This window comes from Leifsonia poae, assembly GCF_027921845.1.
Taxonomy (GTDB): Bacteria; Actinomycetota; Actinomycetes; order Actinomycetales; family Microbacteriaceae; genus Leifsonia; species Leifsonia poae.
In genome coordinates this window covers 137,147-163,656 of sequence record NZ_BSEN01000003.1, presented here as the reverse complement: position 1 = coordinate 163,656, position 26,510 = coordinate 137,147, and the positions used below count along the sequence as shown (strand labels likewise).

28 protein-coding genes and 1 tRNA gene are annotated in these 26,510 nt (G+C 66.9%); 10 read left to right on the top strand and 19 right to left on the bottom strand.

The window, feature by feature from the left end:
- Positions 1–131 precede the first annotated feature (131 nt).
- Positions 132–638 carry an amino-acid N-acetyltransferase gene (locus tag PKE84_RS04440; protein ID WP_271176182.1) on the top strand — a complete coding sequence of 169 codons (507 nt, stop codon included), beginning with the start codon at positions 132–134 and terminating at the stop codon, positions 636–638.
- A gap of 46 nt (positions 639–684) precedes the next feature.
- Positions 685–1,317 carry a hypothetical protein gene (locus tag PKE84_RS04435; RefSeq protein WP_271176007.1) on the top strand — a complete coding sequence of 211 codons (633 nt, stop codon included), beginning with the start codon at positions 685–687 and terminating at the stop codon, positions 1,315–1,317.
- 150 nt (positions 1,318–1,467) lie between these two features.
- On the opposite strand, the gene radA is transcribed toward PKE84_RS04435, so the two are convergent.
- Positions 1,468–2,835, bottom strand: coding sequence for a DNA repair protein RadA (radA, locus tag PKE84_RS04430; RefSeq protein ID WP_271176006.1), 1,368 nt, complete (start codon positions 2,833–2,835; stop codon positions 1,468–1,470).
- Between the two features lie 141 nt (positions 2,836–2,976).
- On the opposite strand from radA, the gene PKE84_RS04425 reads away from it, so the two are divergent.
- Positions 2,977–3,903 carry an alpha/beta fold hydrolase gene (locus PKE84_RS04425; protein ID WP_271176005.1) on the top strand — a complete coding sequence of 309 codons (927 nt, stop codon included), beginning with the start codon at positions 2,977–2,979 and terminating at the stop codon, positions 3,901–3,903.
- On the opposite strand, the gene PKE84_RS04420 is transcribed toward PKE84_RS04425, so the two are convergent.
- Complete coding sequence (locus PKE84_RS04420; protein WP_271176004.1) at positions 3,893–4,756, bottom strand: SGNH/GDSL hydrolase family protein; 864 nt, start codon at positions 4,754–4,756, stop codon at positions 3,893–3,895. The two genes, PKE84_RS04425 and PKE84_RS04420, sit on opposite strands and share 11 nt — an antisense overlap.
- 105 nt (positions 4,757–4,861) lie before the next feature.
- On the opposite strand from PKE84_RS04420, the gene PKE84_RS04415 reads away from it, so the two are divergent.
- Positions 4,862–4,951: transfer RNA gene (locus PKE84_RS04415), tRNA-Ser, on the top strand.
- 163 nt (positions 4,952–5,114) lie between these two features.
- Here the strand turns inward: PKE84_RS04415 and PKE84_RS04410 are convergent.
- Genes PKE84_RS04410 through PKE84_RS04385 form a run of 6 tightly spaced genes read right to left on the bottom strand, consistent with a single transcriptional unit; the run spans position 5,115 to position 11,897 of the window.
- On the bottom strand, positions 5,115–6,215 hold the full coding sequence (locus PKE84_RS04410; RefSeq protein ID WP_271176003.1) for a GntR family transcriptional regulator: 1,101 nt from the start codon (positions 6,213–6,215) through the stop codon (positions 5,115–5,117).
- Positions 6,216–6,242: 27 nt separating this feature from the next.
- Positions 6,243–7,310 (bottom strand): glycoside hydrolase family 76 protein, encoded by a 1,068-nt coding sequence (locus PKE84_RS04405; protein ID WP_271176002.1) that lies wholly within the window; start codon positions 7,308–7,310, stop codon positions 6,243–6,245.
- A gap of 43 nt (positions 7,311–7,353) precedes the next feature.
- The gene (locus tag PKE84_RS04400; protein WP_271176001.1) at positions 7,354–8,610 is read right to left on the bottom strand and encodes an ABC transporter substrate-binding protein; all 1,257 of its coding nucleotides are present in this window, start codon (positions 8,608–8,610) and stop codon (positions 7,354–7,356) included.
- Positions 8,611–8,665: 55 nt separating this feature from the next.
- Entirely contained in the window at positions 8,666–9,601 is a 936-nt protein-coding gene (locus PKE84_RS04395) for a carbohydrate ABC transporter permease (RefSeq protein WP_271176000.1), read from the bottom strand.
- Entirely contained in the window at positions 9,598–10,593 is a 996-nt protein-coding gene (locus PKE84_RS04390) for a carbohydrate ABC transporter permease (protein ID WP_271175999.1), read from the bottom strand. Before PKE84_RS04390 ends, PKE84_RS04395 begins: the two co-directional genes overlap by 4 nt.
- Entirely contained in the window at positions 10,590–11,897 is a 1,308-nt protein-coding gene (locus tag PKE84_RS04385) for a glycoside hydrolase family 125 protein (RefSeq protein ID WP_271175998.1), read from the bottom strand. Before PKE84_RS04385 ends, PKE84_RS04390 begins: the two co-directional genes overlap by 4 nt.
- Positions 11,898–12,107: 210 nt before the next feature.
- Here PKE84_RS04385 and PKE84_RS04380 point away from each other — a divergent pair, with 210 nt between their 5' ends.
- Positions 12,108–13,646: a glycoside hydrolase family 76 protein gene (locus tag PKE84_RS04380; RefSeq protein WP_271175997.1), complete on the top strand. Its 1,539-nt coding sequence runs from the start codon at positions 12,108–12,110 to the stop codon at positions 13,644–13,646.
- An 82-nt stretch (positions 13,647–13,728) separates the two neighbouring features.
- Here the strand turns inward: PKE84_RS04380 and aqpZ are convergent, their stop codons facing one another.
- Positions 13,729–14,538, bottom strand: a complete 810-nt coding sequence (gene aqpZ, locus PKE84_RS04375) for an aquaporin Z (protein ID WP_271175996.1) — start codon at positions 14,536–14,538, stop codon at positions 13,729–13,731.
- A 131-nt stretch (positions 14,539–14,669) separates the two neighbouring features.
- Positions 14,670–15,113 (bottom strand): DUF1048 domain-containing protein, encoded by a 444-nt coding sequence (locus PKE84_RS04370; RefSeq protein WP_271175995.1) that lies wholly within the window; start codon positions 15,111–15,113, stop codon positions 14,670–14,672.
- A gap of 105 nt (positions 15,114–15,218) precedes the next feature.
- On the opposite strand from PKE84_RS04370, the gene PKE84_RS04365 reads away from it, so the two are divergent.
- A complete protein-coding gene (locus tag PKE84_RS04365; RefSeq protein ID WP_271175994.1) occupies positions 15,219–15,809 on the top strand; it encodes a TetR/AcrR family transcriptional regulator in 591 nt (196 codons plus the stop codon).
- Positions 15,810–15,972: 163 nt separating this feature from the next.
- Here PKE84_RS04365 and PKE84_RS04360 read toward each other — a convergent pair whose 3' ends face one another.
- Entirely contained in the window at positions 15,973–16,440 is a 468-nt protein-coding gene (locus PKE84_RS04360) for a hypothetical protein (RefSeq protein WP_271175993.1), read from the bottom strand.
- A 170-nt stretch (positions 16,441–16,610) separates the two neighbouring features.
- Here PKE84_RS04360 and PKE84_RS04355 point away from each other — a divergent pair, with 170 nt between their 5' ends.
- On the top strand, positions 16,611–16,910 hold the full coding sequence (locus PKE84_RS04355; protein WP_271175992.1) for a Dabb family protein: 300 nt from the start codon (positions 16,611–16,613) through the stop codon (positions 16,908–16,910).
- Between the two features lie 70 nt (positions 16,911–16,980).
- Here the strand turns inward: PKE84_RS04355 and PKE84_RS04350 are convergent, their stop codons facing one another.
- Together PKE84_RS04350 and PKE84_RS04345 are read right to left on the bottom strand one after the other, a co-directional pair.
- Complete coding sequence (locus tag PKE84_RS04350; protein WP_271175991.1) at positions 16,981–17,493, bottom strand: P-loop nucleotide/nucleoside kinase family protein; 513 nt, start codon at positions 17,491–17,493, stop codon at positions 16,981–16,983.
- A gap of 291 nt (positions 17,494–17,784) precedes the next feature.
- A complete protein-coding gene (locus tag PKE84_RS04345) occupies positions 17,785–18,123 on the bottom strand; it encodes a metalloregulator ArsR/SmtB family transcription factor (RefSeq protein ID WP_271175990.1) in 339 nt (112 codons plus the stop codon).
- A gap of 67 nt (positions 18,124–18,190) precedes the next feature.
- Between PKE84_RS04345 and PKE84_RS04340 the strand changes: the two genes are divergently transcribed.
- Complete coding sequence (locus PKE84_RS04340) at positions 18,191–19,108, top strand: NAD(P)H-binding protein (RefSeq protein ID WP_271175989.1); 918 nt, start codon at positions 18,191–18,193, stop codon at positions 19,106–19,108.
- An 86-nt stretch (positions 19,109–19,194) separates the two neighbouring features.
- Here the strand turns inward: PKE84_RS04340 and PKE84_RS04335 are convergent, their stop codons facing one another.
- The 3 genes from PKE84_RS04335 to PKE84_RS04325 all read right to left on the bottom strand — a co-directional run bounded on the left by PKE84_RS04335 (position 19,195) and on the right by PKE84_RS04325 (position 21,597).
- Positions 19,195–19,866: a Type 1 glutamine amidotransferase-like domain-containing protein gene (locus tag PKE84_RS04335; RefSeq protein WP_271175988.1), complete on the bottom strand. Its 672-nt coding sequence runs from the start codon at positions 19,864–19,866 to the stop codon at positions 19,195–19,197.
- A 69-nt stretch (positions 19,867–19,935) separates the two neighbouring features.
- Positions 19,936–20,724, bottom strand: coding sequence for an oxidoreductase (locus PKE84_RS04330; protein ID WP_271175987.1), 789 nt, complete (start codon positions 20,722–20,724; stop codon positions 19,936–19,938).
- A gap of 348 nt (positions 20,725–21,072) precedes the next feature.
- Positions 21,073–21,597 carry a P-loop nucleotide/nucleoside kinase family protein gene (locus PKE84_RS04325; RefSeq protein ID WP_271175986.1) on the bottom strand — a complete coding sequence of 175 codons (525 nt, stop codon included), beginning with the start codon at positions 21,595–21,597 and terminating at the stop codon, positions 21,073–21,075.
- Between the two features lie 195 nt (positions 21,598–21,792).
- Here PKE84_RS04325 and PKE84_RS04320 point away from each other — a divergent pair, with 195 nt between their 5' ends.
- Together PKE84_RS04320 and PKE84_RS04315 are read left to right on the top strand one after the other, a co-directional pair.
- Entirely contained in the window at positions 21,793–22,806 is a 1,014-nt protein-coding gene (locus PKE84_RS04320; protein WP_271175985.1) for a DUF1254 domain-containing protein, read from the top strand.
- The gene (locus PKE84_RS04315; protein WP_271176181.1) at positions 22,707–23,039 is read left to right on the top strand and encodes a DUF1214 domain-containing protein; all 333 of its coding nucleotides are present in this window, start codon (positions 22,707–22,709) and stop codon (positions 23,037–23,039) included. The genes PKE84_RS04320 and PKE84_RS04315 overlap by 100 nt, the downstream gene beginning before the upstream one ends.
- Before the next feature lie 72 nt (positions 23,040–23,111).
- Here the strand turns inward: PKE84_RS04315 and PKE84_RS04310 are convergent, their stop codons facing one another.
- The 3 genes from PKE84_RS04310 to PKE84_RS04300 are packed head-to-tail and all read right to left on the bottom strand — an operon-like array spanning position 23,112 to position 26,508.
- Positions 23,112–24,191: a sulfite oxidase gene (locus PKE84_RS04310; RefSeq protein ID WP_271175984.1), complete on the bottom strand. Its 1,080-nt coding sequence runs from the start codon at positions 24,189–24,191 to the stop codon at positions 23,112–23,114.
- Between the two features lie 48 nt (positions 24,192–24,239).
- Positions 24,240–25,103, bottom strand: a complete 864-nt coding sequence (locus PKE84_RS04305; RefSeq protein WP_271175983.1) for an enoyl-CoA hydratase/isomerase family protein — start codon at positions 25,101–25,103, stop codon at positions 24,240–24,242.
- Positions 25,104–25,143: 40 nt separating this feature from the next.
- Positions 25,144–26,508 carry a Dyp-type peroxidase gene (locus tag PKE84_RS04300; protein ID WP_271175982.1) on the bottom strand — a complete coding sequence of 455 codons (1,365 nt, stop codon included), beginning with the start codon at positions 26,506–26,508 and terminating at the stop codon, positions 25,144–25,146.
- Positions 26,509–26,510 lie beyond the last annotated feature (2 nt).

The window sequence follows — 26,510 nt, the reverse complement described above, 5'->3', positions numbered from 1 at the left end:
CGCAACACGCCGTTACGGAATCTGCGACACGGCGTGTTGCGACCCCTCGTTGCCAGGGCCCGGTGGCGGATGGGACGGGACGCGCCCGGACGCGCCGGGCGGCAGGTCACTAGGCTGGACGGGTGAGTCTCGTGAGCACTGGTTTCCGCATCCGCCGCGCGCGCACCAGCGACGTCACGCGCATCCGGGAGCTGGTGGAGCCGCTCGTGCAGCGCCGTATCCTGCTCGGCAAAGAGCAGGTCGTCTTCTACGAGTCGGTGCAGGAGTTCCGGGTCGCCGAGACGGACGACGGCGAGCTCATCGGATGCGGCGCGCTGCACGTCATGTGGAGCGACCTCGCGGAGGTGCGCACGCTGGCGGTGTCCGACGAATGGCTCGGCAAGGGCATCGGCCGGGCACTCCTCGGCCGTCTCGAGGAGGACGCGCGCGAGCTCGGGCTGAGCAGGCTGTTCTGCCTGACGTTCGAGGTCGGATTCTTCGAGCGCAACGGCTTCGTGGACATGGGCGACGAGACCGTCGACCCGGCGGTGTACGCGGAACTCGTGCGCTCGCACGACGAAGGTGTCGCCGAATTCCTCGATCTCGCACGCGTGAAGCCGAACACGCTTGGAAACACCAGGATGTTGAAGCAGCTCTAGCGCGTTTTGCCGCGGAAATACGCCGAAGCGCGGCTATCCTGCAGGCATGTCGACGTTCAAGCACCCGGTCGGCCCCCAGCCGAGCAAAGTGTATTGGCGACGCCGGCTGCTGGTCGCCCTGGGCCTGCTGGCCGTGATCGTCGTCATCATCCTCATCGTCGTGCGTCCGGGATCGTCCAGCGGCACGCCGGCGGCGGTGCCGACGACGTCGACCACACCGAAAGCCGCGACGAACCCCACGAGCATCCCGACGACGGAGACGACGGCCAACGGTCAGCCGTGCACGGCCGCGAACATCACTGTTCAGGCGATCACGGACCTGAACGCGTACGCGGCCGGACAGAACCCCAAGCTGGCCGTCTCGATCACCAACCACGGAACGACGTCGTGCAAGATCGACGCCGGCACGTCGAAGCAGGTCTTCACCATCACCAGCGGGTCCGAGGTCTACTGGAAGTCGACGGACTGCCAGACGTCCAAGGTCTATGCCGAAGTGCTGCTGCAGCCGGGCAAGACGATCTCCTCGCAGACGCCGATCACCTGGGACCGGACGCGGTCCGACCCGAAGACCTGCCAGGCGACGCGCGATCAAGTGCCGGCCGGTGGTGCCTCGTACCACCTGCAGACGTCGGTGGCGGGGATCATCTCGGACACGACGAAGCAGTTCTCACTGAACTAGCTCCCGCGTCCGAGGCGGGCCCATAACTCCGGAAGGTCCGTGCGACGCGCCGCGCGGGTGGGCATAACTCCGGATGTCAGGGCCGGTTCGCGCTCGTAGTTCCGGAGTTACGGGAGCGGACGGGACAGCAGCGACGGCTGTCGCCCCACGTCAGAACGCCGCGTCGAGCTCCCGCTCACGAGTCGTCGCGCCGACGGTGAAGGCGACGCGCAGCGCCTCCCGGATGCTCTGGCTCTCGGCGTCGACGCGCGTGACGAATCCGAGGCGCGCGGCCTCGGCCGTGCGCTGCTTGCCGCTGCTGACGGGGCGGATCTCCCCGGCCAGGCTGATCTCGCCGAAGGCGACGAGCGTGTGCGGGATCGGCTTCTCGTTCGAAGCCGACGCGATCGCGAGCGCGATGGCCAGGTCGGCGCCGGGCTCGGTGAGCCGCACGCCACCCACCGTCGAGACGTACACGTCTTTGTCGCCGAAGGTGAAGTTCGCGCGCCGTTCGAGCACCGCGAGCAGCATGGCGACCCGGGAGGCGTCGACGCCGTTGGTCACGCGGCGCGGGTTGGGCGCCGAGCTCTTGACGATCAGCGCCTGCACCTCGACCGGGAGCGGCCGGCGGCCCTCCATCGCGACCGTCACGCACGTGCCTGAGACGGGCGTCGTGCTGCGGCTGAGGAAGAGTCCGCTCGGATCGGCGACCTCGGCGATGCCGTCACCGGTCATCTCGAAGCAGCCCACCTCATCCGTCGGCCCGAAGCGGTTCTTGAGCGCACGCACGAAGCGGAGCGCGGTCTGGCGGTCACCTTCGAACTGGCAGACGACGTCGACGAGGTGCTCGAGGAGGCGGGGACCGGCGATCGAGCCGTCTTTCGTGACGTGCCCGACCAGCACGAGCGGAAGGTTGCGGTCTTTGGCGACCCGGATGAGAGTGCTCGCGACCTCGCGCACCTGGCTGGGGCCGCCGGCGAGACCCTCGCCGTTGGAGCTCGAAACGGTCTGCACCGAGTCGACGATGACCAGCTGCGGGTCGACCGCGTCGATCTGGCCGACGATCGTCGCCAGGTCGGTCTCGGAGGCGAGGTAGAGGTGGTCGTGGAGGGCGCCGGTGCGCTGGGCGCGCATCCGGACCTGGCTCACCGACTCCTCGGCGCTCACGTAGAGCACGCGCGAGCGGGCGCGGGCCGCGCGCGAGGCGACCTCGAGCAGCAGCGTGGACTTGCCGACCCCCGGCTCGCCGCTCAACAGGATGGCCGCACCGGGGACGATGCCGCCGCCCAGCACGCGGTCGAACTCGGCGATGCCGCTCGGCCAGTGGGTCGCGGTGTCGCTGTCGGCGTCGATGGCGGTGATCGACCGGGCGGCTCGCGCGGCATCGATCGAGACGGGCTTCAACGCCCGGAGCACTCCGGTCGGAGCCGCCGTCTCGGTGACGGTGCCCCACTCCTGGCATTCGCCGCAACGCCCCACCCACTTCGCGGTGGTCCAGCCGCACTCCGTGCAGCGGTAGTTGAGTTGGGCTCGCGCCACGCTACCTCCTCGATCGGGTCAACTGTACGGCGGACCACCGTCATCCGGCTCGAGGCCGACCGGCCTGTGCGAAGTCGCACGCGTTCGCGCCTTTGTGGAGACACCTGGGCGAGACGAGCGCGGAGGAGCACAATGGGCGGCATGGCGAATCTGACCTTCACCCTGCCGTCCGGCCGCACCATCGGCGTCACCACCAAGGGCGATCCCATCGCCGAGAAGATCGTGGTGTTCTGCCATCCGGCGCCCGGCTCGTCGGTCTTCGACCCCGACCCGACGGTGACGGCGACCCGCAACGTGCACATGCTGGCCTTCGACCGGCCCGCCTATGGGTCCAGCGACCCACTGCCGCCTGGGCACTGGCCGAGCATCGCGCAGTCGGCCGACGATATCGCCGAGTATCTGCGCGAGATGAACCGGGACGAATCCGAGATCGGCGTCAACCGCCCGAAGACCGTCGGGGTGGTGGGCTGGTCGGCCGGTGGACGGGTCGCGCTCGCGCTCGCTGCGCGGCATCCGGATGTCGTCGATCGCGTCGCCATCATCGCGACCCCGGCGCCGAACGAGGAGGTGCCGTGGATCGATCCGTCGCTGCAGCAGCTGTCCGATCACCTCGCGACGCTGACACCGGATGCGGCGCTGAGCCAGCTCACCGAGATGCTCGCGAGCCAGGCGGAGGCGGTCGCCGCCCCCGACGAGGTGGGCGACGTCCCGCTGGAGATGCTGGGCGAGTCGCCGGTCGACGCGGCCGCGCTGGCGCGCCCCGGTGCGCGCGATCGGCTCGGGATGATGCTGAGGGACGCCTTCCGGCAGGGGGCGGGCGGCGTCGCGGCCGACATCCTGAGCTACACGGCGCGTCCGTGGGGGTTCGAGTTCTCGGATGTCGCGGCGAAGACGCTGATCGTCAACGGTCAGGGCGATCCGCTGGCCGGCAATGCGCACGCGACCTGGTATCAGCGTGCGCTGCCGGATGCCCGGGTGCAGATGACGCCGGGCGTGGGCCACATGGTGGTGTTCCCGGCGTGGGGCGACGTGCTGGCGCATGTCGCGCCGGGCACGGTCAGACGCTAGCGGGATCGGAGGCGGCGTCCGGCTGCGCGTCGGCCTGTGAGCCGGACTGCGCATCGCTTTGCGTCTCGGGAACCGTCGCCTGCGTCGTGGCGCCCGTCGACTGCCGCGGGAACCGCTTCTTGACGAGCGTCGTCACGGCCGGGAGGAACGCCGACGCCCACACGCGGTAGCCGTGGTCGTTGGGGTGGAAGAGGTCTTCGGCGAACTGGGTGAAGATCCCGCGCAGCCCTTGACGGCGCATCGACTCGTGGAGCGGGACGACGGTGAGCCCGCGCTCCGCGGCTGCCTCCCGCAGGATCCGGTTGGCGACGGCGACCTTCTTCTCGTTCCACGGGAAGAAGAAGTAGGGCAGGTCGGCGACGATCGCGTCATTCGGCAGCGCGGCGAACACCGTGCGGATGCCCGTCGAGAAGAGTTCCGGATCGAATGCGGCGATGTCGTTCGCGCCGATCGCGACCGTCACGAGGTCGGGGGAGTACGACGAGAACCGCGGCAGCTGGTCGGCGACCGCGAGCGATACCGTCGCGCCGGAGACGCTCAGATTGGCGACCTGCACGGAGCGCCCGGTGACGGCGTGCACGTGATCGGCGATGACGCCCACGTAGCTGTTCTTGGGGGCGGATGCGCCGATGCCCTGAGCAGCGCTGTCGCCGATCGCGACGTAGAGCAGGTCGCCCTCTGTCTTCGCGTAGTCGCGCCACCACGCGGAGTGGACCGGCAGCGTCTCGTTGAGCCGTGTCTTGTTCGCGGCCAGCTTCGCCTGCGCCTTGCGCACCCGAGCCCAGGCGGCGAGACCGACTGCGACCGACGAGATCCCGGTGCCCGCGAGCACCACCGTCTTCTTCGTCACCATCCTCGAAACTGTACTCTTGCGCGCGCACCGTTCCGAGGGGATTCGCAGCCTCCGGCGCCCCGCTCGATTGGCGCCCGGATGCCCGGATCGCGTACAGTAGTCGGCGGTACCGTGTCCGAGCGGCCGAAGGTGCAACTCTCGAAAAGTTGTGTGGGTGAAAGCCCACCGTGGGTTCAAATCCCACCGGTACCGCCACGTGAAACCCCCGCTATCCCTGTTTCTACAAGGGATGCGGGGGTTCTCTCTTTCACAAAAAAGGTCGTCCACATTTCGACGGTCGGGCCAGCAACGCGCGCAGAGTGAGTCAGCCGCATATTCGTCATCCAGAAGCAGGCGAAAGCCAGTTATCGGGTGCGGCCTAGGGATCCCGCCGGGGGGCGGTCGACTCCCCGAGCACCAGCTCGGTGGTCAATGACACCTTCTGCACGGGGACGGGCCCGGCGAGCTGATCGACAACGAGTCGCAGGGCCTCCGCGCCCATCGCCGCCTGCTGCTGACGGATGCTGCTGAAGTGGAACGAGGCGGGCGCGTAAAAGGTGTCGGGCTGATCGAAGGACACGATCGACGCATCCCCGGGCACCGTTCGCCCCTCCTGCTCCAGCGCTGCCCGCAGCAGCACGGCGATGTTGTGCTCGGTCGCCACGAATGCGGTGAGCTCCGGGTGCTCGGAGAGGAACACCCGCAGGGCGGCCACGTCCTGTTCTGCAGGCACGTCGCTGCCGGGCACGGTCGACTCCATGAGCCGGTACTCGGCCTCGGGGCGGTGGGGGATGTGCGCGGCCGCGTGGGCGTGTACGAACCCCTCTCGGCGGTCCTCTGCCGCGGAGACCTTGCTCGACGAGGTCACCAGGCCGAGCCTGGTGTGCCCGAGGGTGATCAGGTACTCGGCGGCCGTCTTGGCCGCGCCGACGTTGTCGGAGCAGACGCTGGACACCGGCACGCCCTCGAACACCCGGTCGAGGATCGCGAGCGGGAAGGCCCGCATGATCAGTTCGAAGATGGCCGGCGGCGCGAACTCCGATGAGCTCGGCTCGAGGATGAGCCCTTGCACACCGCTCGCCACGAGTTCCCGGATCAGCCGTTCCTCCACGACGGGATCGCCGAGGCTGCGTTTGAGCACCACGTTCGCCGGCGTCTCGGTGTCGAGTAGGGCGCCGATGATGTGCGACCCGAACGTATCGTCGAAGTTGGTGACGATGCAGCCGATCAGCGGCTTGGGGGTCTCGCTCGCCCCCGTGGTGGGAACGTCGCTGACGACGAAGGTCCCGCGCCGAGGCTTGCGGTCGATGTAGCCCTCGTCCCGCAGCAGGTCGAGCGCGCGCTTGAGCGTGATCGTGCTGACCTCGTGCTCGGCGAGCAGCTCCGCCTCGGAGGGGAGCCGCTCGCCGACCGGGTAGTCGTGGTTGCGTATCTGCTCCCGGATCCGGTCGTAGACCTGCTGGTAGAGGGAGTCACGCATACGCTCAGGCTATATGAATATATGGAATCAGGACCGGGCCGCCGGAACCCGCGTCTCGACCCGCGCGCGCACCTCGAGCGCCAGGATCGCGCTGAGCTCGGTCGAGTACGCGATCGGCCCGCTCGGTGCGACGCTCCAGTCGTTCCCGGCGAGGAGGAGGTCGCCGTCCAGGCTCGTTGCGACGAGCGCATCCGTGCTCGTCTCGATGAGCCCGCGGATGCGCGCCGCCTGGTCGGAGTCGTCCGGCAGCTCTCGGAGGAGCAGCTCCGCATACCGGTAGAAGATCCCCTTGAACAGCCCCTCGTCGCCGCCATCACCCTCGGCACGGAACACGCCGTCGGTGCTGAGCTCGTCGATCGCGGTCACCGCCGTGCGCGCCGCGCGGTCCAGGTAGGAGGAGTCCCCGGTGCGGTGGTAGAGCTCGACCGCCGCACCGATGTAGAGGCCCTGGTTGTAGGTGAACCGCCACTGGGTGTCGATGCGCCCGTTCTCCTCGCGGTTGATGCCGTCTTCGACGAACCCGTTCGACGGGTCGACGAGGGTGCGTTCGATCCAGTCGAACGCGGCAAGCGCCACGGGGAGGTAGCGGGCGTCGCCGGTGCGCTCCGCGAGCCGGCAGGAGACGATGGCGAACGGGCCGTTGGCAGGGGTGTTCTTGTAGTAGAGCTGTTGCTTGCGCCAGGCAAGGCTCTGCCCCAACGTGTCGTTCCAGCCGAACGCGCGCACGTGCTCCCAGATCGCGACGGCATCGGCGAGGTACCCCGAGTCGCCCGTCGCATCCGCGAGGCGAACGATGGCGATCGCGTACCAGAGCATGTCGTCGAAGTAGTCGTTGAAGAGCGACCCGTTGCGGTCGATGATGTTCCGGTACGCGGCGACCGCCGCATCGAGCCAGCCCTGGTCGCCCGTGCGTTCGTACGCGTCGAGCCTCGCCTCGATCACGTGCGCGAGCCACCAGTAGTTGAACGTCTCGTTCCCTCCGGGGGCGTCGGGGTACGAGTTGTTCAAGAACTGCGGTTCCGCCGTTCCGTAGAAGTGGGTGAGGCTGTGCTGGGCGATGTCCGCCCGGGCGGACCAGAGGCTGTCGGTGGTCATGGTGTCCGTTCTCGATGGGTTGTCGTCGGCGGTGCGCCGGGCGTCAGCGGTTCTGGGCGAGGATCTGGTCGCCCTGCTCCTGCGCCTGAGCGAGTGCGTCCTTCGCGCTCAGCTCGCCGGACATGAACTTCTGGAGCGCGGGGATGAGCGCCTTGCCCTCCACATCCGAGTAGCCGGCGACGGTCGGACGGATCTTCGCGTAGGAGAGCGCCTTGACGATGGCGGCGTAGTGCGGGTCGGCGGTGAAGAACTCGTTGCTCGCGGCCTCCTTGTTCGCGGGGACCCATCCGGCGATCTTGCCGAACGACACCCCGTTGGCGGGCTGCGTCGCCCACCACTTCATGAACGCCCAGGCACCGTCGACGTTCTTGGCGCCCTTCGGCACCACGAGACCGAAGCCGCCGGTGACGGCGCCCTTGTCGCCGTCGGGACCGGCGAGAGGCTCGGCGACCCCGTAGTCGAGCCCGTCGACTCCGTTGTAGGTGGAGATGTCCCACGGTCCGTCGTACTTCATCGCCGCCTTGTTCGCTGCGAACGGGTCGGTGCCGGCGCCGAAGCCCTGCTGGAAGACCTTCTCCTGCTGCAGTGACTTCCAGAAGTCGAGCACCTCGAGACCCTTCTCGTTGTTGAAGTCCGTCTTCGACTCGTCCTTGTTCAGCATCGTGCCGCCCGCCTGCTGCAGCCACATGTTGAACAGTCCGGGGTCGTCGAGCATGAACCCGGCGACGGTGGTCTTCCCGCCCTCGACCGTGGTGACCTTCTGAGCGACGTTCTTGAGCTCGTCCCAGGTGGTCGGCACGCTCACGCCGGCCTTGTCGAGGATCTTCTTGTTGTAGAACAGCGAACGGTTGTCGACCAGGATCGGGAGGCCGTAGACCTTCTTGTCGACTGTCATCTCCGCGGTCGGCTCGGAGTAGAACTGGTCGAGGTCGACGCTGTCCTTCTTCACGAGGTCGTCGATGCTCTGGAGCGCGCCCTTCGACACGTAGAGCGATGTCTGACCGCGATCCCAGAGCACGACATCCGGAACCTGGCCGCTCGCCTCACCGGTGAGGAGCTTCTGCTCCACCAGGTTCTGAGCCGCGTAGGTGACCTTGTACTGGCTCTGGTCCTTGTTGAACGCTGCGACCTGCTTGTTTATCTGGGCGACCTGCTCGGCGGAGCTCCAGGAGCCCCAGAAGGTGACGTCCTTGGTGCCGCCGGATGCGGATGAACCGGTTCCGGCCGAGCAGGCGCTCAAGCCCAGGGCGGCGACGAGCGCCAGGGTTGCGGCTGCGGCGCCGCGACGGGAGATCTTCATCGATTTCTCTTTCGTTGGGTGGTTGCGATGCGGATAACGGGGGTGTGGGTGGAGATCATTTGCTCGCCGTGTGTGCGACGCCCTGCACGATCCAGCGTTGGGCGAAGACGAAGACGACGAGCACGGGAACGGTGGAGACGATGGTCCCGGCCATGAGGGGTCCGTAGTCGGTCTGGTGGTCGCTGACGAACGACGACAGTCCCACCTGGACCGTGAGGAGGCTCGGATCGCTGAGGACGATGAGCGGCCAGAGAAAGCTGTTCCAGCCCGCCTGGAACGTCAGCACGCCCAGGACCGCGAGCCCCGCCGTCGCCATCGGCAGGTAGACCTGGCGGAAGATGCGGAACTCGCTCGCGCCGTCGATGCGGGCGGCCTCTCCGAGCTCGTCCGGCAGCGCCTCGAACACCTGCTTCATGAAGAACACGGCGAACGGACCGGCGGCGAACGGGATGATGATCGCCCAGTACGTGTTGATGAAGCCGACGCCGCCCTGCCCGAAGAGGTCGTTGCCTCCCGCGAGCGGGAAGTAGCGCAGCACCAGGAACGTCGGGATCATCGTGACGATCGTGGGGATCATCATCGACCCGAGGAACATGCTGAACACCACGCGACGGCCGCGGAAGCGGAACTTGGCGAGCGCGTATCCGGCGAGGCCGCCGAAGAACAGGTTCGTCGCCGTTCCGATGAACGCGAGCAGGAACGAGTTGAACATGTAGCGGGCGAACGGCGTCTGCGAGAAGACGGCGACGTAGTTGCCGATCGTCGGAGCGCTGGGGATGAGGTTGAGGTAGCCCGACAGGATCTCCCCCGCGGGCTTCAGCGAGGTCGAGATGGTCCAGATCAGCGGCATCACCGTGACGATGCTGACGAGCACGACGGCGATGTACCAGACGATGCGGCCGGCGATCTGCCGCGGCGACCGCTTGCGCCGGGCAGCAGTGGCGGCGACCCGCGAGCCGGAGGAGGCGGCGGTCGAGACGGATGCGCTCATGCGCGGGCTCCCTTCGGATTCGAGATCCGCGCATTGACGATGGAGAACACGAGGATGATCAGGAACAGCACGAACGAGATCGCGGACGCGTAGCCCATCTTCAGCGCGCCGAAGCCCTCGTTGTAGATCAGGTAGACGAGGGTCAGCGTCGAGTTGCCCGGACCGCCCTTGGTGAGCACGTACGCCTGGTCGAACACCTGGAACGCCCCGATGATGAGCAGCGTCGTCACCAGCAGCGTGGTGCGGGAGATGCCGGGGAGGGTGACGTGCCAGAACGCCTGCCAGGCGTTGGCGCCGTCGAGCCGCGCGGCCTCGTGCAGATCGGGCGATACACCCTGCAGCCCGCCGAGGAAGATGATCATGTTCGCGCCGAACCCGGCCCACACGCTCATCATGACGATGGCGAGCATCGCCCACTTCGAGTCGTAGAGCCAGGCCGGGCCGTCGATGCCGAACCAGGAGAGGACGACGTTGAAGATTCCGTACTGCGGGTTCAGCAGCCAGAACCAGATCGACGCCGTCGCGACGGTGGACGACACCACGGGGATGTAGAACAGGGTGCGGAAGATTCGGGCGGCTCGTGTGCTGCGGTTGAGCAGCAGTGCGGTGGCGAGAGCGACCACGAGACCGAGCGGCACGTAGAGCACGGTGTAGAAGGCCGTGTTCCGCAGCGCGATCCAGAAGAAAGGGTCGTTGACGAGTTGCACGTAGTTGTCGATCCCGGTCCACGAGAGCGAACCGAGCACGGAGTAGTCGCTGAAGCTCAGCACCAGGGCGGTCACGATCGGGATCGCGAGGAACGCCACGAACAGCACGATCGGGATCGCGAGGAAGACCCACGCGTTGATGGTCTGTTGCCGGGCCGTTCCGGATACGCCCCGCCCGCTGCGGCGCTTGCCCCGCCGGGCCGGACCGCCGCCGGGTAGGCCCCCGCCGACCCGTTCCGGTTGTGAGACCACCGCTGCCTCCGGCGCGTGCAGCAGGGCGCTCACCGGTCCGCTCCGACCGGCTGCGGTTGACGGATGAGGGTGCGCAGCCCGGCGACGTCGAGCACCAGTTCGCAGAACATCGCGTTCGCCCAGGAGAACCACTCTCGGGTGAAGACCGTCGGATCGTCCTTGTGGAACGACTCGTGCATGAAGCCGGTTCCGGCATCCGTGCGCAGCAGGGTGTCGAGCACGTCCCGCTTCTCGTCTGTGGTCAGCGCCGTGAGGCCCTGGATAGCCAGGCCGATCGGCCAGATCGTGTCCGGCGGCGTGTGCGGGCTGCCGAGACCGGTCGCCGCGGTGCCCCGCGCGAAGTACGGATTCTGGTCGCTCAGCACGAACGCACGGGTCGCAAGGTACAGCGGATCGTCCGCGGCGCACCATCCGACGATCGGGAGGGAGAGCAGGCTCGGCACGTTCGAGTCGTCCATGCGCACATCCGCGCCGAGACCATCGATCTCGTACGCGAGTATCGCTCTGCCGGTGGCGTCGGTGACGATCGCCTCCGAACGGATCGCGTCGTCGATGCGCTCGGCGAGCTCCTCGGCCTCGGCGGCGAGGCCGGGCTCGTCGAGCACGTCACGCGCGAGCTCGGCGGCCATCGTCAGCGCGACGACCGCGAAAGCGTTTCCGGGGATGTTGTAGCCGAGCTCGCACGCGTCGTCGCTCGGACGGAACGCGCTCCAGCTGAGGCCGTTGGGGGCGACGAGGGAACCGCGACCGTCGCGCACGAGAGTGTCGGAGGGCGGGCAGTCGGTGCGCTGAAACCGGTACGGGGACGCGGCCTCGTGGTCCTGCTCGGTGCGGATCACGCGGATCGCCGCCGTGAGAGCGGCCGCGAATTCACCGAGGTGGTCGGTGCGGCCCGTGGCGCGCCAGAGGTCGTGCGCGAGCTGCAGGGGGTAGCAGAGCGAGTCGATCTCGTACTTGCGCTCCCAGACCCAGCCGCTCTGCTCGGTGAGGTCGTCGCTGTGGCCGTTGCCGTTGTCGAATCGGTTGAATGCATTGGCGTACGGGTCGAGCAGGATGCACGCCAACTGCCGGCGCGACACGGCAGCGACGGTGTCGGCGAGCAGGTCGTCGTCGGCCAGGAAGTGCAGATACGGGGCCAGCTGAGCCGTCGAGTCACGCAGCCACATTGCGGGGATGTCTCCCGTGACCACGAACGCGGTCCCGTCGGGCGCCGTCCCGACGGCCGACTCCAGCGTGTCGACGAAGCACCGCTCGAAGACCTCCGCCACGGCGGGGCCGATGCGCTCGCGCACCTCGCGGGTGACGCGGTCGACGGTCTCGGCACGGACGTGTCGCATGTGGGGCTCCATTGCTCTGGGGGTGATTCGAGTGCGGTAGTCATCATATTCACATGTTCGAAACCGAATCAATATGGTTAATAGAACTAATCTCGAATTAATGGTTGACGGGGCTGCCAAAGCCTTCGTAGAGTCCACATGGATCGGTTCCGATCCGACTCACCGTCGAGCAACCCGACTCCGCGCTCGGCCCATCCGACAGGAGTTCGCATGACCACGCGCACACGCATCCGAGGCGGACTGGCGGCCGTCGCCGCAGTCGCCACCCTGGCGACTGCGGTGGTGGCCCAACCCGCGGCCGCACTCACCACGTCCCAGGCCGATGACGCGTACCAGTCCTTCGTCAGCCAGTACTGGGACGCGTCGAAGAACTACTTCTACACATATAGCGATCACGTCGCGCACAGCGAGCATGCCGTCGGACCCGACGGCGGCGTATACACGGACTACTGGTGGGAAGCCCAGCTCTGGGAGATGGTGATGGACCGCTACGAGCGGACCCACGACTCCGCATCCCGCGCGATGATCGACGACGTCTTCGACGGGTTCCAGGCCGCGTATCCGACCCCGACCGACAACGACTGGAACGACGACATCGGATGGTGGGCACGGGGAAGCATCCGCGCCTACGAGCTCACCGGCGAGAGCCGTTACCTCACCGAGGCCGAGACGTTGTTCTCGTATGTCTCCGGCTACGAGGACACGAAATACGGCGGCGGCATCTGGTGGAAGAACGTCGACGTCGGCGACGGGTCGAAGAATGAGAAGAACGTCGCCACGAACGGGACGGCGATCTATACGGCGCTGCGGCTCTACGCGGCGACGGGCACGCAGAGCTACCTCGACACCGCTAACCGGCTGTTCACCTGGCTGGACACGAACTTCGACCGCAACGGGCACCTCCGCGACCACGTGTCGGGCACGGGGACGTACACCGACTACGACTGGACGTACAACCAGGGCGACTATGCCGGTGCCGCGCTCCAGATGTATCTCGTCACCCACGACGCCGCATACCTGAGCAAGGCGACAGCGGCGGTCGACTGGGCGATCGCCAACCTCACCGATTCCGGTACCTTCCGCAACGAGGGCTCGGACGACACGGCCGGGTTCAAGGCGATCCTGACCCGAAACATCCGGGCCCTCATCGACGAGGCCGGGCAGACGGAGTACGAGTCTGTCCTCACGGCGAACGCCTCTCAGGCCGTGCAGCACGTGAACGCGTCCGGCATCGGCGGCGGCGACTGGACGGCGCCGACTCCCGCGCTCGGAACAGCCGCCGTGCAGAGCCTCGCCGCGGGAGCGACGGCGGCCATCGCCCAGCAGGCGGTCCCGGACGGCTCGTCGGCGATCGTCGAAGGATCGGGGGTCTACGAGGCGGAGAACGTCGACCAGTCGGGAGTCGGGAACGAGAGCTCGAACGCGGGCTTCAGCGGACGCGGCTATGTCGCGGGCTGGATCGCCGACGGCTCCTCGGTGACGTTCCACCTCAACGTCGCGACCGCAGGGGCGCACACGCTCACGCTTCGCTACGCTGCGGGAGCCGGTGACGCGACCCGCGCCGTGACAGTCGCAGGCGGCCAGGTCGCGACGGTCACCTTCCCGTCAACGGGAGGCTGGGGTACCTGGTCGGAGGTGACCGTGCCTGTCACGCTCGCCGCGGGCTCGAACGCCGTGAGCATCCGCTTCGACGCCGCAGCCGGGAGTAGTAACTACGTGAACCTGGACCGCCTGAGCGTGTCGCTCTAGCGGAGCTTGCCGCGTCAGCTGACAGGAATGGTCGCTCTCCCGCTGGGGGAGCGACCGTTCCTGTGGCCAGATGATGCGCTCCCTACCGTGCGGCGGAGGATAGATCCCGCTGAGGACGCGAGCGATCGAACAGGAGCTTGAACGTGGAGCCGGCGATCAATGCCCCGACGATCGGCGCCACAATCGACAGCCATACTTGAGCGAGTGCGGTCGGACCGCCATAGATTGCGGTCGCGATCGAGCGCGCCGGATTGAACGACGCGTTGGACACGGGAATCGCGATCAGGGCGAGCATGGTCAGAGTCAAACCGATGGCGAGCGGCGCGAATCCGTCAGCGGCGCGGGTGCTCGTCACGCCGAGGATCACGTAGACGAAAACGGCCGTGGTGATGATCTCGACCAACAGCGCGGACAACAGCGGGAAGCCGCCCGGCGAAAGCTCCCCCCAGCCGGTAGAAGCGAACCCGCCGCTCATCGCCTTGTCGAGGAACCCATCCGGACCTCCGGCGGCGATCGCGACCAGCAGGGTCGTCGCCAGGGCCCCGCCGACGATCTGGGCAAGAATGTAACCGATCACGTCGCGCCACGCGAACCGTCCGCCAACGGCCAGACCGAGCGTCACCGCCGGGTTGAAATGTCCACCCGACACCGGGCCGAACGCGTAAGCGCCGACGACGACACTCAATCCGAGCGCAAGTGCGACCCCCAAGAAACCGACGTTGAGGCCGCCGTCGCCGTCGGCGAAGCCGGCTGCGTAAAGCGCCGTGCCGACCACTCCGAAGACCAAGACGAAGGTGCCCGCCACTTCTGCGGCGAGCCGGGAGAACAACGAGGGTGCGACCGGCGCGACCGGCTGGGGCGAAACTGTGGCATCGGAAACTGATTCAGACATTTTCCACTCCTGAACTGACGAGATAGACAGCGAAGGTTGGTGTCAATATACCGAAGAGGCTTCACCTCGCGGGCCGCACAGCGCGAGAAAGTGAGCTCGCCCTTTGCTGTGGGCTGGCTCAGTCGACGGACCTAAGGCAGGGCATCCGGGTTACGGAGGTCGTGTCGCGATCGGACCACGACCCCGGCAATGATCTCGTCGATGGTCGCAGTCAGCCTGTTTCGCTGCTCTGCGATCGACTGCCCGTCGGCGTAATTGGCGAGAAGTTGCTCGGCGAATTCGACGGGATCCTCGCCTACGATCTCCCGGATCGGAACGTTGTTCCACGCACTCTGCTCGAAGAGGTCGACGAGGTCGTTCAGGAGTCGCTCGAGGTGCCCGGCATCAGTGAACGCCCCTCGGTGGACGAGGTAGCGCTCAACCGCGTCGACTGCCGCGCGGTGATCCGGGCTCAGCCGAAGCTTGCGAATCACGTACTCGTCGTGCGGGCGCGTCGCCTGCGATGGGTCGGACACCGAGGCGCCCTTCAATGTCGCCAATCTCATTGCTGATCCTCCTGTGAGTTCCTCGCGCACGAGTCGTTGCAATCGAGCAGACGACACGGAACGTGTCGTGTTGTTGCAAGGTAGCAGTTCAGGTCTTGGAGACGCAACACGACACGTAGCGTGTAGATTGCGAAGATGGCGAGTACACCTGATCCGGCCCGGCGGAGCGAACGCGCGCGCCTTGCGGTGCTCGATGCCGCGTTGGCCGTGTGCCGCGACAACGGTTTCGCTCAGCTCACCATTGAGGCGATCGCTGAGCGCGCCGGTGTCAGCAAGAAGACCATTTACCGCTGGTGGCCGTCGAAGGGCGCTGTGCTCTTGGACGCCGTGGCCGACTCGGCGACAACGCTCGTGACGTACGAAGACACCGGAGACCTGGCCCGCGACATGTGCGCACAGCTCAACTCCGTCGTCGCAATGCTCACCCCGCAGGAGACATCCCCCCTCGCCGCGGTCATCGCAGAGGCCCAGCGCGAGCCCGCACTTGCACAAGCCCTGCGCGATCAGATGCGCCCACGGATCGAGGGATTCGAGGAACGATTGCGCCGCGCTCAACACGCGGGTGATCTGCCCGCGCACGCCGACCTCGGCGTTGCCTTGGACCTCTTTTACGGCCCCATCTACCACCGCCTAGCGTTCCATTTCGGTATGCCGGATGAGGAAGAGATCCGCTCCCGGGTCGACCACGTGATCGCCGCCCTCCGTGCCGCCGATCCTGCCCGCTGAGAAGTCCGCGCTGGTGCCACCCGCGGGACCGCTGATTTAACGTGGATCGCAACACGTAGAGGCGACGCGTCACGCGTGATGCACCATCAGCATTCGCACTGAAAGGGTGTCGAGCGTCGCCCATTCAATCGCCAGTTCGAGGAGTCCGTGGAACGTCCCCGCGCTAGTTGCCGCCGATAGGAACAGCGCGTTCTTCAAAGCTCAGCATGACAGCGCCCTCGGCAGGAATCGTGCAGCCTTTCGCAATGAGCCACGGAACGAGATCCGGCTGATCGTCGGGCGCGTCAATGCGCCGGCCGTCGACGATGATGCCGTCCTTCCGTGCGAGCGACAGGCCAGGCGGGTTCACCGGTCCCTCGTAGCTGAGCTTGCTGAAACGATCGACGACAACATCCCAGGAATCCGCGCCATTGAAGACGATGAGCCGAGTGAATCCTCTCTGAAACTCGATCGATCCGCCCGCCACGTTGCAGGACATCGTCGAGATCGACTCCGGGTCGAACTCTCTGATCGCAGAGTTGAGGTTGCCGCGCCGCTCGCGTTCGATCTGTGGCCCGGCCGAACACGCGGTCAGCGCGGCGAGTGCCACGCAGGCCGCAACGAGGCCAGCCGATCGCCGCAGCCGTCGCATGCTTCCCCCTTGCGCCCTGGTCACAGGCTAAAGGCACGATTCGATCGACCCAACCCCCGCAATCGTGGGTCGCAGCACGGCCAGCCGATGCGTCACGCGGGCCGCTAACATGGCTCACCAGACTGAAGGGGACTCGAGCGTCCTCAGTCAGCCGGATGAGAGGACCAGGTGTGACCGTCACCCACGTTGTACTGGTGCAGTGGAACGAGCAGGTGGATCCAGCCGAGCTCGACTGGATCCGTACGTACACTCAATCGCTGCAAAGCAGCATTCAGGGTATCCGCAGTGTCGTCGACGGCCCGAGTATGAGTCCGGAGAACCTCGAGGCCGGGTACGACTACGGGCTGGTCATCGTCTTCGCAGATGCGCTTTCGCGCGACGTGTACCTGACCCACCCGAGCCACATTCCCCTAGCCGAGGCCCTGCAACGGAACTCGTCACGCGTAGCCGTGTTCGACATCGCGGACTGACAGCAACCCATGCGATCGTCAGGCTGCCGGAAACCCTAGATGGCGAGCTCGGGCCGGCCGTCAAACGCCCTCAGTGGTGCACGACAAACTGGTCGAAGAGCGAGAACTCGGCCTGATCGGGTCGTTGGAACCGCAGCCGGGAATCCTCGAGTACTTCCCGCGTGATCGGAACAGTGCCGTAGGGCGGATTGGCGTTGCGGGTTTCGAGGCGACGCCAGAGCTTGTCGAACGGGACGTCGAAGTAGTGCAGTTCGGTGCCGGCGCCGAGCCGCTCGGCGATGTGGCGGATCTCATCGCGTTCGTCGCGTTGCCACGTCCCGTCTTCGAGGATGACGCTCAGTCCGCGTTCGACCAGTTGTGCCCAGAGACGGTCCAGGCGGTTCTGAACGTTGTCGCGCAGTGTGTCGAAGTAGTCGAGACCCAGGTCGGCCATCCACTCGTCGGTGCTGAAGCGGATCGCGCCCGTCTCTCGCTCGAGTCGGCGAGCGAAGGTCGTCTTGCCGGAACCGGGCAGCCCGCAGAGGAGGATGACGACGGGCCGCTCAGTTGCGACCCCTCCCGGATCTGCGCGCGTCCCATTCAAATGCTGCTGCTCCCGTCGTCAGCACCGGACAATCACGCTACCGCGTCGTCGGTTCGGCACCACGGTTTCAGGGTCATGCTGAGGGAGGTCCTTTTCGACGAAGGAGCCGGTGATCGGCCGCGTTTTGCGGGTTGGTCTGTGTCAGCTGTGCTGCGGTGTGCGGATGCGCAGGCTGATGCGAGCCGCGATCAGGAGTGCGGCTGCGGCGATGGTGAAGCTGAGTTGCATCCCTTGGGGTACGGGCTGCGCCACGTCGACCGGGGAGTGATGATTGAGGTCAGGGGGACTTGCTCAGGCTTCAGCGGTCTTGGTGTTCGCCCGGCCGCTACCGCGTTTCCGAACCTCGCGCATCACGATCTGTTCCGGACACACAGTCGAAAGGAAGTCGCCGACGGACAAGGCGAGTCGGTCGCTGACGAGCGAGTACAGAATCCGGTTTGCGTCACGTCTTTCTGTGACGAGGCCAGCCTGACGCAACACACTCAAGTGCCGGGAGATCGTGGGTCCGGTCGCGTTGAACCGCGCAGCGATCTCACCAGCGGGGAGCTCACCGTCTTTGAGGTCCTGCAGGATCTGTCGCCGCGTGGGATGTGCGAGAGCGGCGAAGATGTCACTCGCGGTGTCTGTCATGCTTGCAATATAGCACTATTGCTATATAGAGTTTAGCTTCATTGCTAATAAGCGAAGGAGCAAGGTCATGCGTGTAGCCATAACTGGCGGTACCGGGTTCGTCGGTCGTCACCTCGCCGAGCGGTTGGATCCGGCGGACACCGTGATCATCTCTCGTCGCACCGGCGTTGCGATCGACGACGTCGACGCGCTGGCCCAGGCCTTCACCGGATGCGATGTAATCGCGCACTGTGCGGGGATCAACCGCGAGATCGGCGACCAGACATTCGAGCACGTTCACGTAGAGGGCACACGCGCCGTCATCGAGGCCGCGCGTCGAGCAGGCGTGAAGAGGATCGTCATGGTCAGTTTCCTGCGCGCGCGACCGAATTGCGGGTCGGGCTATCACGAATCGAAGTGGGCCGCAGAAGAACTCGTGCGTCGTTCCGGCCTCGACCACACGATCCTCAAGTCTGGGATGATCTACGGTGCCGGCGACCACATGATCAACCATGTGACCCGAGCAGTACGCACGCTGCCCATGTTCGCGACTGTGGGCTTTCGCGAGCGAACCGTACGGCCGATTCCTGTCGAAGACGCTATTGATGTCCTAGTCGCAGCTCTTGAGGGTCGCATCCCCGACTCGACTGTCGCGGTCATGGGAGCCGAGGAAATCACGCTCGGCGAAGCGGTGCGACGGATCGCCCGCGTCGCCGGGCGTATGCCGATCTTTTTTCCCGCTCCGGTCTGGGCCATCCGAGCGCTCGCGCAACTCACCGAATGGACGATGGTCGTGCCGCTCGTCGCCAAAGCGCAAGCGCACATGCTCGCAGAAGGCGTCAGCGAACCGGCACCATTCGCTCCCGAACCGCCCAAAGACATCCGGCCCTCCCGTTTGTTCGACGATGCGCGGATCCGGGCCGCACTCCCTGCCGGCCGATTTGGCCGCGACGACCTCCGGGTTATGCAGTGGTGGTTGAACCGGCGTCAGGCCGCCAGCGTGTAACGGCTCGTCGCGCAAACACGCCGTTTGGCACGTCGCGGCAGAGCGTCAGTCCTTCGCCCGTCGGCGGGCCCCAACCGCAGCAGCGTTCAGTGGTCGAACTGTTCCCAGTGTCCTTCGCTGATCACCTCGACGCGGTCACCGACGACGGAGATCGCAGTCTGGTCGTCGATCGCGTACGACCGCCCCGGGATGCGCTCAGACCAGCGCCGTGCGGCATCGAGCGTGTTGCTCGGCCATCCGGGGTAGTCCAGGTGCGGGAAGATCGAGAAATCGGTGACGCCGAGCACCTCGTCGGGGCCATCCGGTTGCCAGTCCAGGAACTCTTCGCCGACACGCGGAGTCATCACCATGCTGCCTGCACTCACGCCCACCCAGACGGTGTCCGGGAGCTCGGGCAGCAGCGCGGCCAGGCCCGACTGCTGCATCCAGGTGTAGAGGTATCTCGCCTCGCCGCCATCGACCAGCAGCACGTCGGTCCCGCGCACCCACGGCATCCAGCGCTCCTCGGCGAGGCTCGGCAGCGCCGTCAGCTCGAGCACCCCGACCGACTTCCAACCCAGACCGACCAGGCCCGGATCGTCACCCCACCGGTCTGCGGTCGACCTCCAGACGCTCTGCGGGTCGCACGCGGGCTGCCCCCATTGCGCGGTGGGGATGAAGAGGGCGTTGCTGTCGGCGATCGGCTTGCCGAGCATCCCGATCAGCGCGTCGCGAATGCTAGCGTTCGTGACGCCGCCCGACGTGAGCAGCAGCTTCATCCTCGTCCTCCCGACCGACGCGCGGAACCGCCGCCCACGATAGACCGCACCGAGGCGGCGACAAAGCGTTCATACGGTCTTGATCGCGCCTCCGTCGATGATGTATTCCTGACCGGTCATGCTGGGCGCTGCCGTGGAGACGAGAAATGCGGTCAGCGCCCCCACTTCCTCGGGTTCGACGAACCGTCCTGTGCTGCTGCCGGCGTTCCCGGGAAGCGCGTCGAGGAGCTCGGGGAGCGTGATCCCCTGGGCGGCGGCGAGCTGGGCGCCCATCCCGTCGGCTGAGGTCCACATGGGGGTACGGGTCAGGCCCGGGGTGATGGTGACCACGCGCACCCCGTCGCGCGCCACCTCCTCGGCCAGGGCCTTGCTGTACGCGGTGAGCGCGGCCTTGGCGGCGCCGTACGGCGCCGGGCCTGTCTGGGGCAGATGGGCGCCGACGGACGAGATGTTCACGATCACGCCCCCGCGGCGGATCAGACTGGGGATCGCTGCCCGACAGGTGCGGACCGCTGCGTACAGGTTCAGCTCGAAGGTCTTGCGCCAGATCTCGTCGTCGTAGCCGAAGAAGTCGCGGAGGTCGTCGGGGCTCCCTCCGCCCGCGCAATTGACCAGGATGTCGATGTCTCCCACACGTTCCAGCGCCGTCTGCACGAGTTCCGCCGGGCCATCGGGGGTGGTGAGATCGGCGGTGACGACGACCGAGGCACGGTCGGCGAGTTCCCGGGTCGCCGTTCGGGCGGAGCCGACCACTCGTGCGCCCGCGTCCGCCAGTGCGCGTACGATCGCCAAGCCGATCCCTCGGCTCGCGCCCGTCACGATTGCTGTCTTGCCCGCCAGTTGTTCCGTGCCCGTCATGTCTCTCTCCCGTTCGGATTAATGCAACCTGCATCACCTGGGACGGATCCGGAGAGCCGGGTGTGACATCACGCAGCGCTCGACGCGTCCCGTATAACGGGAGCCTGCTGTCCGGATCGAAGCGGCTAGGGTGCGGGGGTGGTCGAGAAGAAGCCGAACAGCCGCTTGAGGTTCGAGCAGCTTCCGGATTTTGTTCCGCCCACATGGGACCAGGTGGAGCGGGTCAGAGGTGGATGATCGCCTAGTGGTGGACAGCACGCGCCCACGTGATCAAACGCTCCGCCTCGCTCTCGACTACATCGGTTTCGCCGCGAAGTCGTGAGGGATCTCGGCGGCCGCCGAGCGCCCTCAATGATGCACGACGAACCGGTCGAAGAGCGAGAACTCAGCCTGATCGGGCCGTTGGAGCCGTAGCCGGGAATCCTCGAGTAGTTCCCGCGTGATCGGAACAGTGCCGTAGGGCGGATTGGCGTTTCGGGTTTCGAGGCGACGCCAGAGCTCGTCGAACGGGACATCGAAGTAGTGCAGCTCGGTGCCGGCGCCGAGCCGCTCGGCGATGTGGCGGAGCTCATCGCGCTCTTCGCGTTGCCACGTTCCGTCTTCGAGGATGACGCTCAGCCCGCGTTCGACCAGTTGTGCCCAGAGACGGTCCAGGCGGTTCTGAACGTTGTCGCGCAGCGCGTCGAAGTAGTCGAGACCCAGGTCGGCCATCCACTCGTCGGTGCTGAAGCGGATCGCGCCCGTCTCTCGCTCGCGTCGGCGAGCGAAGGTCGTCTTGCCGGAACCAGGCAACCCGCATAAGAGGATGACGACGGGTCGGGAGAGGGGCCACGCCAGCGACACGCCGGTGGGCCCAAGATTCGAGTACTTCATCGCCGAACGTCCTTCCACGGGCTGGTCCTGGGGCCGCCGGGTGCTCGCGAGGCCGAGCGGCATTTGCGCGAACAGTAGCCCATCGGTTCCTGCACCCTGAGCATTCTCCTGAGCTCCCTAGATGCGCGTACTCGGATGATGCTGGAATGGCCACGAAGCTTTCGGCGATGAAGTGGTGATGAGGGGGAGTAGCGCATGGGCATCTCGGATGAGACGGCGCGGGAGGCGTACCTGTACGGGCACTCGATGGACAAGGCCCACGGGTTCCTTTACGAGACGACGATCGAACCGGGGGTGCTGTTGAACGAGTTCCAGAAGCTCCGGGATCTCGCCGACGACACCTACACGGCTCATCCCACGATCAACAACGACACCCTGCACCTGCAAGGCTGGTTCGACGTCGCCGCGAAGCCGGTGGTGGTGACGGTGCCCGACGTCGACAGCGATCGGTACTGGATCCTGCACACGATGGACATGGGGCACTACACGACGGCGATGATCGGCTCGCGCACCCGAGGGTCGAAGGGTGGGCGGTTCCTGTTCGCCGCCCGCGACTGGGCGGGCGAGGTGCCGGAGGGGATCGACGACGTCGTCCGGTCGGACTCGAACCTCATCAAGGTGATGGGGCGGATCATGACGACCGGTGGGGACGACCTCGATGTCGCGCGCGACTTGCAGGACCGATGGGTGCTCCAGACCCTGTCCGAGTACCTCGGCGAGCCGGAGCCGGCGCCGGCCGTCAGGGACTTCCCGGATCCCGCCACGACGACGTGGCTGGAGCGGGTGAACGTCCTCCTCGCCGACGGCTCCATGGCCCAGGCGGACGCCGAGTGGCTGGAACCGATCGCCGCCGTCGGCGTCGAGCCCGGCCGCACCGACTTCACCGATGAGCAGCTCGAAACTGCTGCCCGCGGTGAGGAGCTGGGGATGCGGCAGCTGACGGCTTTGGCGCCGACGGTGACGAGCTCGAAGGGCGCCCTCGGCACCCGTGAGGAGCTGCAGCACGCACCCGCGACGTCTTCGACATCGGGACGCTGCTCGGCCAGTTGGGGCTCCCGCCGGTCGAGTCGGTGTACGTCAAGATCGAGACGGACGCGGACGGGCAGCCGATCAACGGCGCGGGTGGACGCGAGTACCGGACCAGGTTCGCGGCACCGGATGTGTCGGAGTTCTGGTCGTTCACGGCCTACGGCGACGACAACCGGCTGATGGCGCACAACAGCATCAACCGGCGCAGCCGCGGCGACCGCACGCTCACCCCCGACGACGACGGAACGTACTCGATCCTCCTCAGCGCGGACGTCGACGCCCACGTCGACGACCCGCACTTCCATCCGGTCCCCGAGAAGGACTCCTACCTCATCCTGCGTCTCTACGGGCCGAGCGAAGCCATCCAGAACGGCGACTACACCGCACCCGTGTTCTCGGTCGTCGAACGGTGACCGGACGAACATCCCGCGGTGCCAGGTAGCAGACAGGCCGTTCGAACCCAGGTCGGCCCAGAACGGGACGCGTCATTCGACGTCGACGAAGATGACCTCGACCGAGTTGTTCCCGTAGCCGAGGCGGTTCCAGGGCGGTACCTCGGGCTGCACGTTTCCGGCGGCATCGGTCGCACGCGCGCGCAGCGTGTGTCTGCCGTCGTTCGGCGGCACCCATTCGAATGTCCAGTCCTGCCACTGGTACGGGCCCTTCGGGGGTTCGACCGTCGCCGGCAACCAGTCGCCCTCACCGGTGAGGCTCACCTCGACGTTGGTGATCGGGCCGCTGCCTGACCAGGCCTTGCCGCGCACAGTGTGCGGTCCGGCGGCCAACACGGATCCGGATTCCGGGTCGGTGATGCGCGCACGCACGCGCATGACAGTCACCGGCTCGTGGGGCCGGTCGGGCCACTCGTAGATGTAGTGTCCGGTCTGGAACTCGCCGGCGTACGGCTCGGTGAGCACGTCGATGCGGTGCAGCCACTTGACCGAGGCCACGGCGAACCAGTGGGGCACGATCACTCGGAACGGGGCGCCGTGATCGGGGCGGAGTGGTTCGCCGTTCATCTCGTACGCGATCAGGATCTCTGTGGCCGGGTCGGCAGCGAGTGCGAGCGGGAGGCTTCTGACGAAGGTGAGGTCTCCACCGTCGACGTTGGGAAGGACGGGATGGAGGTGGTACGGGCCGTGGTCTGCGCCTTCGAAGCGCACTTCGACGCCGTCGTCGTTCGGTCGGGCCATGGCGAGCACGTCGGAGAGGCGGGCGCCGGTCCATCGTGCGGTGGACACGGCGTAATCGCCCCACGGCTCTCCGGTCGGGAGCGGTCGCATCGCGAGGCGGCCGTTGCCCGCGCATTCGAGCGTGACGGAGCGCTCGATGGCGGGCATGGATCGAAGGTCGTCGAGGGTGAGCGAGATCGGGTTCTCGACCGCGCCCCCGATCGTGAAGGTGCCGTCGTGGGTGGGCACGGCGAAGTTGCTCCGCACGTAGTGGAAGTCGGTGGGCGTGATGTCACCGACCAGCGCCTCCGGGGGCGCTTCGGCGTTGTATGGTGCCGGGTTGATCATCTGGAGTGCGGCACGGGATTGTTCGAGTTCGTCTGTTTCGGCCACGGTGGGTCTCCTCGTCGGTGTCAGTAGATCGGCGTCAATAGGTCGGTGTCAGTAGTCGGCGTCGCGGAATGACGGATCGCGGCCGTCGTTGAAGGCGCCGATGCCTTCGCTGCGATCGGGGTGCACGGCGGAGCGCCAATGGGCCTCCATCATGACGGCGATCGCCTGTTCGATCGGCTCGCCGTCGCCGAGACGCACTGCCCGCTTGACGGCTTGCACGGCGGTGGGGGAGTTGCTGGCGATCTTCGTCGCTATCCGCACCGCGGCGTCGAGCACCTCGCCCGGCGCGTGGAGCTCGTTGACCATCCCGAGCCGGTAGGCCTCTTGCGCAGTGATCGGGTCGCCGGTCATCAGCATCTGAAGCGCCCGGCCGGGGGAGAGCAGCCGGGGGAGGAACACCGGTGAGCCCCCGCCTGCAGAGAGGCCGATCATCGCCTCCGGCTGGCCGAAGGTGGCGTTGTCCGACGCGATGATGAAGTCCGTGCTCTGCGCGATCTCCGACCCGCCGCCGTACGCGATGCCGTTGACGGCGGCGATGATCGGCTTGCGCAGCTGACGGAGCGTGTACAGGGTGCGATCGAAGTCCTGGCGCTGCCGCAGCCATTGCTCCTTGGTCATGGCATTGCGCTGGCGGAGGTCGCTGCCGACCGAGAACGCCCGGTCGCCCGCGCCGGTCAGCACGGCGACCCGAATCGACGGCGTGACCGCGATGTCCTCCAGGATCTCGGTCAGGCGCGCGCCCATCTCGGTCGTGATGGCGTTGTCGGCGTGGGGCCGGTTCAGGGTGATCACGGCCACGCGGCCGTCGGCCGCGTGATCGACGACGACCGACTCCCTAGGCTCGTCGCCGCCGGCGGCAGGCGGCCCGAAATCCAGCGAATCCCAACGGTCGGTTGCCGGTGAATCGGTCATCTCTGCCCCCTGGGCGCGCTAACGGTGGTCTGAGCTGTGGTCAGGTGTCGAGGTCCGCGAGCCAGCGAAGCGCGCGCAGGCCGGGTGCGAAGCAGTACTCGCCGCCCCTGGTCACCACGAACGGCGGCAACGCGGTCAGGCGTCGCCGGATGGGTCGTTCGGGGATGGTGAGAACTCCGGTGCCGTCGGCGGATCCGACAAGCGGGTCCTTCTCGGCCGGGGCACCGATGAAGATGCCGTCGTTGAGCCACTGCGTCTTGACGAACTCGAACTGTCGCTTCAGGTGCGCGCCGGCGAACACGAACATGATGCCGCGGTCGACCCCGTCGTCGTCGAGCACGCCTTCGGGCAGCATCGGGCCGTAGCTGGTGCCCCGGCGGATCATGCGGTGAAGCCGCACATCCACGCTTCCCTCGCCGTCGAGTGCGTCGCGCGGATTCGCTCGTCGCGCGTGGGCGCCGACAGGGCACTTGAAACCGCGTGGATCGTCGCCGTACGAGAAGTCGTTGTTGTGATGCCGGTCTGCGCCCAAGGCGGCGTCGTCGTGGTCGGGTGAGACCGCAAGGGGTGCACCGCTCTGCCAGCGTCCGACCATCTTGGCCCCGAGGAGCGCCTCGTCTTCGCGGTTCTTGGCCTTTTCTCGCAGGTAGGTGCGGTAGGCCGCCACCCGGGTGTGGAGCTTACGGAAGACCACGTACGTCCCGTTGCGCCCCAGGATGTCCGGTGTCGGCATCGGCGGCAGGTCGCCGGTCTCGTCGGGATAGCCGAGAACGATCTCGCCGGCCTTCAGCGGTCGCTCGTGGTGGTTGGTCGGGGCGACCCCCGTTCCTTCGATCGGCGGCTGGCCGATTCCGTCCTTGAAGCCGAACGAGGTCCTCCCGGTCGGCAGTTGATAGCAGTCCTGCTGCCAGATGAGTTCGACGCCGGGCGACTCGTCGAAGACCTTGTGGGCCCGTTCCAGCACCACCGCGAGTCGTTCGGCATCCGGTGACAGGGCGGCGATCGCAATGTGCACGTCATCGGTGCCGAGGGGCCACTCCCAGTTGGCCGGGCCGCTTTCGCCGACGTCGCCGAGCTGCTCTGCGCGGGCGGCCATCCCCTCGCGGAACTCCGGTGCGAAACTGTCGAGGGAGTCCTGTGGAACGCCGAGTGCTTCGAGGCCGTTGTAGGTGAACGCCACCGTGATCCAGGCGCCCTGCGCCGGAACCAGATCGGGCCGTCCGGAGTCGACCAGCGGGAGGAGCCGCCGCACGAAGGCGCGCCCCTCCTCGCGATCGTCGATGCGCAGCAAGAGGTGACTGCCGACGTAGGGCGACGGACGCTCGTGCAGCGCGCCGCTCTGAATATCGTCGAGCTCGAGTCGGACCTCGGCCTCGCCGGTGTTACCGCCCGTCTGCGGTTCCATGA